General features: G+C 33.9%; 7 protein-coding genes. All 7 read left to right on the forward strand.

Going from position 1 to position 12393, the window contains the following annotated elements:
- Window positions 1–23: 23 nt before the first annotated feature.
- Entirely contained in the window at window positions 24–1538 is a 1515-nt protein-coding gene (locus BFJ87_RS03880; RefSeq protein WP_077400216.1) for a DUF1501 domain-containing protein, read from the forward strand.
- Between the two features lie 12 nt (window positions 1539–1550).
- Complete coding sequence (locus BFJ87_RS03885) at window positions 1551–2657, forward strand: twin-arginine translocation signal domain-containing protein (RefSeq protein WP_077400219.1); 1107 nt, start codon at window positions 1551–1553, stop codon at window positions 2655–2657.
- Window positions 2658–2672: 15 nt separating this feature from the next.
- Window positions 2673–4058: a DUF2231 domain-containing protein gene (locus BFJ87_RS03890; protein WP_077400222.1), complete on the forward strand. Its 1386-nt coding sequence runs from the start codon at window positions 2673–2675 to the stop codon at window positions 4056–4058.
- 22 nt (window positions 4059–4080) lie between these two features.
- Window positions 4081–5568 (forward strand): alpha-L-fucosidase, encoded by a 1488-nt coding sequence (locus tag BFJ87_RS03895; protein WP_077400225.1) that lies wholly within the window; start codon window positions 4081–4083, stop codon window positions 5566–5568.
- Window positions 5569–5867: 299 nt separating this feature from the next.
- Window positions 5868–9002, forward strand: a complete 3135-nt coding sequence (locus tag BFJ87_RS03900) for a SusC/RagA family TonB-linked outer membrane protein (protein ID WP_245799584.1) — start codon at window positions 5868–5870, stop codon at window positions 9000–9002.
- 17 nt (window positions 9003–9019) lie between these two features.
- Window positions 9020–10822, forward strand: a complete 1803-nt coding sequence (locus tag BFJ87_RS03905) for a RagB/SusD family nutrient uptake outer membrane protein (protein ID WP_077400231.1) — start codon at window positions 9020–9022, stop codon at window positions 10820–10822.
- A gap of 11 nt (window positions 10823–10833) precedes the next feature.
- Window positions 10834–12390 (forward strand): hypothetical protein, encoded by a 1557-nt coding sequence (locus BFJ87_RS03910; protein WP_077400234.1) that lies wholly within the window; start codon window positions 10834–10836, stop codon window positions 12388–12390.
- The last annotated feature ends 3 nt before the right edge of the window (window positions 12391–12393 follow it).

The raw sequence follows: 12393 nt of genomic DNA on the forward strand, positions 1-12393 counted from the left end.
AGACCATTTTTTAAAGATATATTATGTGTAATAATCATCACCAAAAAATAAAATCTGTTCATAAAGATTTACAAGAACTAGAAAAACAAGTAGACCGAAGAGATTTTTTAAAAAAGACATCTTTAGGTATAGGTGCTTTAGCTTTAGGAACATTGTTAGGAGCAGATAAAATGTTTGCGTCTATAAATAAGAATAGTTCTGCAGAAGATATATTAAATACGTATAACAAAAACAGGCTTGGTTTACCTCACCATTTACCAAAAGCAAAAAGAATTATTTACTTGTTTCAGAGTGGAGGTCCATCACAAATGGATTTGTTTGACTACAAACCTAAACTAACAGATATGTTTGGTAAAGAGTTACCAGAGTCTATTATAGGCGGACAAAGGTTAACTGGTATGAGTGGCAACCAAAGTACGTTACCTATAGCGCCATCTTCGTTTACATTTAAGCAATACGGAGAGTCTAGAGCTTGGGTTAGTAATGCAATGCCTTATTTGTCTGAGGTTGTAGATGATTTATGCTTTATAAAAGGAATGCAAACAGACCAAATAAACCATACACCAGCAGTTACTTTTATGCAAACAGGTAACCAGTTGCCAGGTAGGCCATCCATTGGATCCTGGCTTAGCTATGGTTTAGGATCCGACAATGAAAATTTGCCAACGTTTATAACTTTAGTTTCTAAAAATGGTAAGGGCCAACCTTTAAAAGCAGCTTTGTGGGGTAATGGTTTTTTACCCACAGAACACCAAGGAGTACAGTTTAGATCTGGTAAAGATCCCGTATTGTACTTAAGTGATCCAGAAAATTATGATGGTAATGACCGTAGACATATGCTAAATTATTTAAAAGATTTAAATAGTTTACAAACTGATGCTTACGGAGACCCAGAAATACAAGCAAGAATGTCTCAGTATGAAATGGCATTTAAAATGCAAACTTCTGTGCCAGAGGTAACAGACTTGTCTGATGAGCCAGATAAAATTTTTGAAATGTATGGTAAAGACAGTAGAGATCCTGGTACTTATGCAGCAAATTGCCTAATGGCCAGAAAACTGTTAGAAAAAGGCGTAAAGTTTGTACAACTATACCATCAGGGTTGGGATCAACATAGTTACTGTCCAGGAGGTGTAAAAAGTCAATCTAAAAAAACAGACCAGCCAACTGCAGCATTAATAAAAGATCTAAAGCAACGAGGTATGTTAGATGATACCTTGGTTGTTTGGGGAGGAGAGTTTGGCCGTACAGTATACTCACAAGGTCAATTAACCAAAGAAAATTATGGTAGAGATCACCATCCAAAGGCATTTACAATGTGGATGGCAGGAGCCGGTGTTAAACCAGGTTTTACTTATGGAGAAACAGATGATTTTAGTTACAACGTAGTAAAAGATCCTGTACATGTACATGACTTTCATGCAACACTTTTACATTTATTTGGTATAGACCATGAACGCTTAACATTTAAGCACCAAGGCAGAAGATATCGTTTAACAGATGTACACGGTAATGTTGTAAAAGATTTATTAACCTAAATAACCAAATAAATGTCTTCTAGAAGAAATTTTATAAAAAATACAGCTCTAGCTAGTGCAGCTGTTACAGCTACGCCTTCTATAGGTTTTTCAATTCTTAAGAAAAGCAAGCACAACCAAACTATTTTAGGCCACGGAGATTATACGTATAAAGTACATAACGACTGGGCACAAATAAGTGCAGTGCATACTCCTTTGTTAAATTGTCATGAAATGGAAATGGACAGTAAAGGAAGGTTAATAATGATAGGTGACCATACCAAAAATAATATTATAATTTTTGATAAATCTGGTAAGGTTTTAGATGCTTGGGGAACAGCTTACCCTGGTGGTCATGGACTTAAAATATCTAATGAAGGTGGTGAGGACTTTTTGTTTATAGCAGATTCTGGTTGGTATTTACATAAAACAGGAAAATGGGTTAAGCATAATGGAAGAATAACCAAAACAACTACAGATGGTAACGTTATTTTTGATATTGGTCATCCGCAAACAATAGGAGTTTACAAGCCTGGAGAAAATTTTTGTCCAACCGAAATTGCCATAGGTCCTAACGGAGATATTTATGTGGCAGATGGTTACGGACAAGATTACATTTTGCAATACAATTATAAAGGAGAATTTATTAGACGTTGGGGCGGACATAACAACACCAATAAAAATTACAATTTGCAAAATGCACACGGTGTTGCTATAGATTACAGAGATAAAAACAACCCTATGGTTGTGTGTACCTCAAGAAATGAGCAGTGTTTTAAATGGTTTACCTTAGAGGGTAAGTACGTTAAAACATTAAAATTACCCAATATGCAAGTGTGCAGACCAGTTTTTAATGATGCTAACATATATGCAGGTGTGTGCTGGTCTCAGCCCAAAGTTGGAAAAACAAACTGGAAAGACCATACTGGTTTTGTTACTATTTTAGATGGTGATAAGGTGGTTTCTAATCCGGGAGGCACTGCTCCAGAGTACAAAAACGGAGCTCTTCAAAAATCATATCAATTAAAAAATAAACCCATTTTACACGGTCATGATGTATGTGTAGATGAAGATAAAAATTTGTATATCTGCCAATGGAATGCTAATAAAACGGCTCCAATAAAATTAGAGCGCGTTTAAAATTATAAGTTAAGTATGGAAAATAGTGTCCCAGATATTGTATTATTTTTAGGTAGGTTTCATCCACTTGTGGTGCATTTACCAATAGGTTTTTTAGTATTTGCCTTTTTATTAGAGGTCTTTAGCAGGGTTAAAAAAAATTCTGTACTAACAACGGCTATTCCTTTAGCATTGTTTTTAGGAGGTGTAAGTGCATTGGTAGCTTGTATTTTAGGTTATATGTTATCATTAAGTGGAGATTATGATGAAAATGCGTTGGATTCTCACTTTTGGTTTGGTGTAGTAACAACAGTACTAGCCTTTGTAGCTTGGTTAATTAGAATTGAAAAAATAAAATTATCAAACTATAAAAAATTACAACCCAATATAGCCGCTCTTACTTTATTAGTCATTGTAATAAGTGTAACCGGGCATTATGGTGGTAATCTTACTCACGGTAGTGATTATCTAGTAAAGTACTTACCTTTTAACAAAGAAAAAAAAACAGAACTAGCAGCTGTTACAAATTTAAAAGAAGCTGAGGTTTACGGACATTTAGTGGCTCCAATTTTAGATAATAAATGTATTAGCTGTCATAACCAGAGCAAAAAAAAGGGAGGTTTGTCTATGGTAGACAGCGTGTCTATACATAGTGGAGGAAAAAATGGACCTATTTTAGTACCTGGTAGCGCTACCAAATCTGAACTGGTAAAAAGAGTATTACTAGATCCGCATAGCAAAAACTTTATGCCTCCGGAAGGGAAAACACCCTTAACTGATGAGGAAATTGCTATTATTACTTATTGGATAAATAACTCTAACGCTGGCTTTAAAACCAAAGTAGCTAATGTAAAAACACCAGAAAATATAACCACAATTGCTAGCACTATGTTGGGGCTTACTAATAGTAACTCTTCGGAGGCATTGCCTACTGTAACTAAGGTAAGTGAACAGTTAATAGCAAGTATAGAAAAAGAAGGTTTTAGAGTAAGAGAACTAGTGTTTGATTCTAGTTTATTTGAGGTAGTTTTAGGAGAAAATACACTACAAGAAGGAACTAAAGATCAGCTTCATGACAAATTAGAAAAGTTGTTACCTATCAAAGAAAATATCATATGGTTATCTTTAGAAAGTAAAGGGATAACAGATGAAAATGTAAAAGTGATAAGTCAATTTACAAATATTCAAAAGTTAAAGCTTGGTAAAAACCCAATATCAGATAATGCTGTAGAGTATCTTACAAACCTACAAAAAATGACATCAGTTAATTTATTTGAAACTAATATTACAGCTAAAAGTTTACGCGTGTTTTCTAAAATGAAGAACTTAAAATATGCTTATGTTTGGAAAACCAATATAAAACAAAAAGATTTGGAAGGCTATAGCAGTAACAATACTCCTAAAATAGTATTAGGAATGTAAACTCCAAGTTATTTAACCTACTATGAAAAACAGAATTTTTATAAAAGCTTGTTTGGTATTACTTTTTACAGGTTGTGCTAGTAAAAAAGTAACAACAGAAATACCTAATAAGAGCCTAAAATATACTGCAGATTGGGAGTCTTTACAGCAGTATAATGTGCCAGAATGGTATAAAGATTTAAAGTTTGGAATTTATTTTCATTGGGGGCCATATTCTGTATCAGCGCATAAAAATGAGTGGTACTCTAGATGGATGTATGTGGACGGACACCCAATAAATGAACATCATAAAAAAACGTATGGTAGTTTAGATACCTTTGGTTATAAAGATTTTATACCAATGTTTACTGCAGAAAAGTTTAATGCAGATGCTTGGGCAGATTTATTTGTAAATGCAGGAGCACAATTTGCAGGACCAATAGCAGAACACGCAGATGGTTTTGCCATGTGGGATAGTAAGTTAACCAACTGGGATGCTAAAGACAAAGGGCCTAAAATAGATGTTGTTGGTGCTATGGAAAAAGCTATAAAGGCCCGTGGTTTAAAATTTATTACTACTTACCACAGGCATTGGTTATACGCTTGGTACCCAACTTGGGATAAAAATACAGATGCTTTTAATACAGAATTTAGCGGTTTGTACGGCCCTAAAGTTCCAGAGGGCACTTTTGTTATGGCTAATAAACCTACAAAACCTTTACCAAATAAGGCGTTTAATGAAGAGTGGTTAAACAGACTTACAGAATTAACTACTAAGTATGACCCTGATATTGTTTGGTTTGATAATAAAATGGATATTATTAATGAAGAATACAGAAAACAATTTTTAGCAAACTTTTACAACCAAGGGTTAAAAAATAATAAGGAAGTTGTTGTAACCTATAAATTTAAAGATTTAGCAGTTGGCTCTGCGGTTTTAGATTTAGAACGTTCTAGAATGAGTGATAAAAAAGACTTTACTTGGTTAACAGACGACTCAATAGATTGGAATTCTTGGAGTCATATAAAAAATCCTAAATATAAATCTACAAACAGACTTGTAGATTTTTTAGTAGATGTAGTAAGTAAAAACGGAGCAGTTTTATTAAACATAACTCCAACTGCAGAGGGAGAAATTCCTGCAAAAGTTAAAGAACGTTTGCTGCAAATGGGAACTTGGTTAAAAGTAAACGGAGAAGCTATATATGGTACAAGAACTTGGGAGGTTTTTGGAGAAGGTCCCGCCAAAGTGGTAGAAGGGCATTTAAGCGAGCATAAAAATAAAGACAACACAGAAAAAGACATTAGGTTTACAACAAAAGATGGTATACTGTATGCTATAGTTTTAGATTGGCCTAAGGATAAAGTTTTTATAACATCATTAGCAAATACAAAACATCAAATTAAAAAAATAGAAATGTTGGGTACTAACCAAAAAATTGTTTGGGAACAAACAAAAAATGGTTTGGTTATACAACCTTCAAAAACAAAAATTGGTAACTATGCTTTTGTGTACAAAATAGTATTTTAAACAATTTTACATCGGCTTTTTACAACCATCAGCATTATTTTATAGGTAGTGTTGGTGGTTTTTTTGTGTCTTTATCAATTTGCATAATTAATGTGTTAATTTTTTATAAATTAACATTTTTATACTGTTTAAATTACATAAATAATACAAAACCAACATATTTACTGGTTTGAAAGCGTTTTAGTTAACACTTTTTTAAGATTTTATACATATGTTTTACTTAAAAAAACATTTGTTACTACGCTTAAAGTAAATAAAATCAACATTTGTGTAACTAAACTTAAAAAACGATTATGGAAATGAAATTTAATTTACTTGTTAAGTCTAGACATAAAGCTTTGTTAACAATTTTATTTTTTGTTATGGGCTTTGGTTTGGCTCTAGCACAAACAAAAACCGTAACAGGTAATGTTAGCGCAGACGGCGAGCCACTTTTAGGGGTAAGTGTTGTTGTAAAAGGCACTACAAACGGTGTAGTTACAGATTTTGATGGAAACTACACTATACAAGCACAGCCAAGTAGTGTTTTAATATTTAGCTATATAGGATATGTAGCGCAAGAGATTACCGTAGGTTCTAAAAGTACCATTAATGTAAGCTTGTTAGAAGATATAGAAGCATTAAAAGAAGTGGTACTTATTGGATACGGAGTACAAAAGAAAAGAGAGGTAACAGGTGCCGTTGCCCAAGTACAAGCAGAGGATATTGAAAAAATATCTACTGCAGACGTTGGTAGTGCACTGCAAGGGCAAATTGCAGGTGTAAACGTAACTTCTAGTAGTGGACAACCAGGATCAGATGCTGTAATACTTATACGTGGTATTAACTCTGTTTTTGGTAGTAATTCTCCTTTGTATGTAGTAGATGGTATACCGCAAGATGGAAATCCGCAATTAAGTATTGCAGAAATAGAAACTATAGATGTACTAAAAGATGCAGCTTCTGCAGCTATTTATGGTACTAGAGGTTCTGCTGGTGTAATTTTAATTACTACCAAATCTGGTAAAGTTGGTAAAATGGATATTGGTATAACTAGTTATATGGGTGTACAAGACATTATCTCTTCTGTACCTTTAATGAATTTTGAGGACTCTATGTACAGTCAGTTTGTAAGGTTAAATAATATTAATGGAACTTTTCCAAATAATTCATTTACAACATTAGAGCAAAATCGTTACGACTTTACTAACAATACCTCATTAATGGATATTCTTCAGGAAGATATGGCATTAATACAAAACCATAATCTTAATATTTCTGGTGGTAAAGAAGGTTTAAGGTTTAATGTATCTGTAAACTATTTTGACCAACAAGGTTCATTAATTAATTCTGGTTTAGAAAGGTTAAATGTAAGGGCAAATACAACTTATAAAAAAGGAAAATGGACCTTTACAACTGGTATTGGTTTAAGAACAGATGAGCAAGAGTATACGCCATGGCAAATATTGTTAGATGGTTACAGATACAAACCTTATCAGCAATTAATAGACCCAAGCGCACCAACTGTAGATGATAGTGCTGGTACCACAAATAACAATGATGCCAGAAACTTAAGTTTTTTAATGGCAAAGCTTAAACAATCAGACGTTAGAAAAGGTGATAATTTTGATGCTCGTATGCAAATAGATTATCAATTACTTAATAGTTTAAAGCTAACAACACGTGCATCATTAAGTAGAACAAATAACACAAGAGTAAGAATAAATCCTTTATTTACAGCATATTCTGTAGAGGGAGATTTAATACCACAACAAGTTAGATCTGGTGTTTATAACCAAAGTGATAGATCTACCAGCGCAACAATAGACGGTATTGCAACTTTTGATAAAACATATGGGGACCACCATGTAACTTTAGTTGGGGCTCTTAGTGCAGAAAAATATACATATGACTCTTTCTTTGCTCAAAAATTTGATCTCTTTAATAATGAAATTACAAATTTAAACGGTGCAACTTTAGATGCCAATGTTGGTACAGGTAACGGCTACGGACAAGACAGAACCAATACCTTAATAGGTATGTTAAGTCGTGTACAGTATGATTATAAAGGTAAATACTTAATAAGTGCAAGTTTAAGACGTGATGGTACTAGTCGTTTTTCTAAAGAAAACAGATGGATATATGCACCATCTGCATCTGCAGCTTGGATTGCATCAGACGAAAAAGGTTGGGATGATATATTTGGACAAACCTTTAATTTCTTTAAAATGAGGTTTAGTTACGGTACAACAGGTAACCAAAGCATATTAGATTACAGTACTGCACCAACTATTGGTTTAGGGCATGACTATGTTTTTGGTACAGGAACAGACCAAGTTTTGGTTTTAGGAGCAATACAAGAAGCATTTAAAAACCCTAAAGCTAAATGGGAAAAGAAAATTGAAAAGAACTTTGGTATGGAGTTCGGATTTTTTAACAATAAACTTACAGTAACTAGTGAGGTTTATGATGGGTCTAGAACAAATATGCTGTTCCCTGTTATTTTACCACCTACTGTTGGTGGTGGTAACAATTCTAATGTTATATTAAATGTTGGTGATATGCGCAACTATGGTACAGAGTGGAGTGCTAGTTATAAGCATAGGGGTAAGTTTAGTTGGAACGTTTCTGCTAATTATTCTAAAAACGAAAATAGAATTACAAGAATGAGTGATTCTAACAAGTTCTCATTCCTGGGGGGCAGTCAAGTTGCACCAGGTTTACCAGGAGAAGATTTGGTAACAGCACTTAGAGAGGGGTATGAAGCCGGTGCTTTCTTTTTAGTAGAAACAGACGGATTGGTTACTACACAAGCAGAGTTAGATGAATACAGACAAATAGATCCTACAGCAAATTTAGGAGATTTAAAGTACGTAGATCAGTTAACTGTAGATACAAATAATGATGGAATACCAGATGCTGGTGACGGAGAAATTACTTTAGATGACAGAGTTTATAAGGGTAGCGGAGCTCCAGAATATGAGTTAGGGTTAAATTTTAACGCAAACTATAAAAATGTAGATTTTTCTATGAACTGGTATGCAGCCATAGGAGGAGAAATAATTAATGGTAGTAAAGCCTACGCATACAAGCAAGGTACACACCAAGACTTAGTCCATCAATGGACACAGTCTAATCCAACATCTACAATTCCTGCAGACAGAGGAAGAGATCATTTTAATTATAGAGGATATACAGACTACTGGTTGCAAGATGGTAGTTTTGGTAGGCTTAGAAACCTAACTCTAGGATACACTTTACCTAAAAAATTAAATGAAAAGCTTAATATTAATAAATTAAGATTTTACATAGCAGCAGACAACCTATTAACCATAACTAATTATGATGGTTTTGATCCAGAAGTGGGTAATGATGGGTTAAGCACACGTGGTATAGATGCAGGTGTTTACCCAATAAGCACACAATATAGAGCTGGTATTGAATTTAAATTTTAATTAAAAAAGAACTAGAAATGAAAAAATTAATAGTTAAAAAAATAGCTGTTGCTTTACTGCTTATTATAAGCAGTACAGCGTGTTCAGACGATTATTTAGAAGAAACCAACCCTAACGAACTGTCAACAGGCAGTTTCTGGAAAAATAATGTAGATCTTAATGGAGGTTTAACGGCTGTATATAACGCTTTTAAAAATACAAGTGTTTTTAATATCGTTTCAGACAACCATAGGGCAGATATGAGTTGGCCAGGATTTGGTAGGCCAAACACACAAAATTCTTTCTACCTACAAACATTTAATGACTCAGAAAACGACATCAGAAATAAGTGGTCTGCTTTATACACAGTAATTTTTAGAGCAAACCAAGTTATAGCAAACGGAGAAAGATTAATTGAAACCTATGATGACCAAGATAATATAGACTTTGCAACTCTAATTATAGCACAAGCAAAGTTTTTTAGAGGAATTGCATACACCTACTTGTATAATATGTTTAACCAAGGTAGTGTACCAATTTTTGATTTTGTTCCGGAAGCAGAAAGCGATTTTTATCAACCATTAAGTACAGCAGAAGAAGTTAAGGCTTTTTATTTAGCAGATTTAGAATTTGCCTATGAAAATTTACCTCCAGTGTGGGATGGCAATGCTAATGTTGGTAGGGTTACAGCGGCAGCTGCAGCAGCAGAATTAGGAAGAAGCTATTTGTATGAAGAAGATTATACAACAGCAGCAGTTTATTTTAATGATATTATTACTAACGGAGAATACGGCAGATCTTTAGTAGATAATATAAACGATAATTTTTCTGAAGCAGGAGAATTTAACTCAGAGTCTATTTTAGAGGTTAGTTATTCTATAAATTTTAAATCTGAATTAAACCCGTATGATTCTCAAAATGTATCTAATGTTTTAAGTAGAATATTTGCACCAGCAAACTTAGGAGGTTTTAGAGCTTCATTGCCAAGTGCCTGGTTGCAAATGGCTTATAAATCAGAAGAGTTAGATATGAATGACCCAAGAAACTTTGTGCCTTGTGAAGATGGTACAGAAGGTTGTGACCCAGTAACATTAATGAGGCCAAGATCATACTCATTACGTGCATCTTATTCTGTTGCGCTAGTAGATGATAAAGATACTCCTTATTACGGCGGGTTATCTACTGCAGATGCAACTATATTTAATAACAAAGAAACAGCCTATTTTAGGAAATACACAAACTGGGCAACGGTAACATCAGAAAATGATATTGTACCAAATACTCGTTCTGGTTTAAATATACGTTTGGTTCGCTTGGCAGATATATACCTAATGTTAGCAGAGTGCTTAATTAAGGGTGGTACAGATGACGGTGGCGTAGAGCAAGCTATGGCCTTAATTAATGAAGTAAGGCATCGTTCTGCTTTAAAACTAATTGGCCCAGATGGTAGCGGTGCATACCCTAGTGCAGATCATGACAATATTACTTATGATGCTAATAGTTTAATGGAACATTTAATGTATGTAGAAAGACCATTAGAGTTGGCAGAAGAAGGGCACGCTGTACGTTTTATAGATTTAAGAAGATGGGGTATTTTAAAAGACCGCTTTCAAGATTTAAGTCAAAAAAGATATTGGGCAGATAATTACCCTTTTATAGACAAAGAAGGCAAATCTGTTACAAGGTGGGGTTCTGTATTAAAAGAAGGAGAAAGTCCTATAGCAAATGGCTTTATGTTTATAGATTATGCACAAGCTGCAGTAAATTATAACGAGAGTATACACGGGTATTACCCTATTCCAAATAGTGAAGTTACAGCCAACCCAAATTTGAATAACTAAAAAAAGATATTATGAATAATAGATTAATTTTAATAGCATTAGTTATAGCGCTTTTTACCGCATGTAACAGTGATGATTATGATGCTCCTAATTCGTTCTCAGATGTATCTTGGTATACAAGTGGTTTTAGAGATACAATTGTAAGTATTAATGTAAACGATTTTGCATCGTTTTCAGATTTATCACAAGGAGAAATATCTCATAAATGGACTATAGAAGAAGGTAGTTACTATTTAAAAGGGCCAATTAAGCGTAAAGATTCTATTTATGACGATTTTATTATTACGCCGCAGTCTCTAGAGAGTACAGACAAAACAGTACATGTTTTGTTTAAAGAAGGTGGCTTAAAAAAAGTAAACCTTTATAATGAGTTTAAAGAATATGTAGAGTTTAAAGGTGCAGATGGTTTTGTTTTTCCTTCTAAAGAGGTAGGTGGCAAATGGGTTATAGATACTACTTTTGTTGTAGATGTGTATGACACTATTGTACCGCAAATACTAATTCGCCAAAACGGAGTAGTTGTTCCTCATGAATTAGAGAGTGATGTTATTACGGTAGAAGCAGGGTCAACATTAGAGTTTGTAGACATTACTACTATTGGTCGTCCTAATACTAGAGCATGGCAAATAGGAGATATTACCAGTACAGACTCTCTTGCTGTAATACAATTAAACCAATTGGGTTCTTTTAAAGGAGGGCTAAATATAAGTAGACAAGGAGAAAATATACCAGCAGATTATGATAGGTACAATATTGCAGCTACCATAAACGTAGTGCCATCATCATTACCTTTTGAGGTTGCCGGTGATTTGGTAGAATTAGAAAACCAAACTATACAAATACCTTATAATGGAGAATTTAAACCTTTTGCAGACCAAAAAGCTCATTTTACAGTAAACGTAAATGGTACTCCTTTTACAATTTCTACAATAGGATTAAATTCTTCTAATGCAACAATTTTAGAAATTAAATTACAAGAGCAAATATATAGGTCAGATAATATTACCGTTTCATATGATGGTAATGGTACCCTAGAGTCTACAGACACACGTATTCCAGCTGCTTTTACAGATTTGCCTGTTCAAATGTATCAGCATGAGGCAGTACGTTATGACATAGAAGATGGTGGTGCCAACTGGACCACTAAAGATGATAATTTGCCAACTACAACTGTTGCTCCTTCTACAGAGCAAGCTGCTAGTGGTCAATACAGTATTAAGGTAGATGCAGCACAATCTGGTCCATGGTCTGGTTTTCATAACGTAATAGATCAATATACGTTAACAGCAGGGGTAACATACCAGTTAGAGTATAAAATTTACAAGCAAGCTGGTGCAGTTATAAATATGAACGGACCTTGGATACAAAAAGACGGAGAAACTGTATTTCAGTTTTGGAATAATATTGTTGCAACAGCAGCAGAAGATACTTGGGTTACGGTAAGTCCAGCTCAAAGGTTTACTGCAGCTACTACGGGTAGTGATTATGAAATATATTTAAGACACAATGGTATGGGTGTTATATATTTTGATGATATAAGAATTATGGAAGTAGATGAAAGACCATAAAAA

It is taken from the genome of Cellulophaga omnivescoria (assembly GCF_001999725.1).
Classification (GTDB): domain Bacteria; phylum Bacteroidota; class Bacteroidia; order Flavobacteriales; family Flavobacteriaceae; genus Cellulophaga; species Cellulophaga omnivescoria.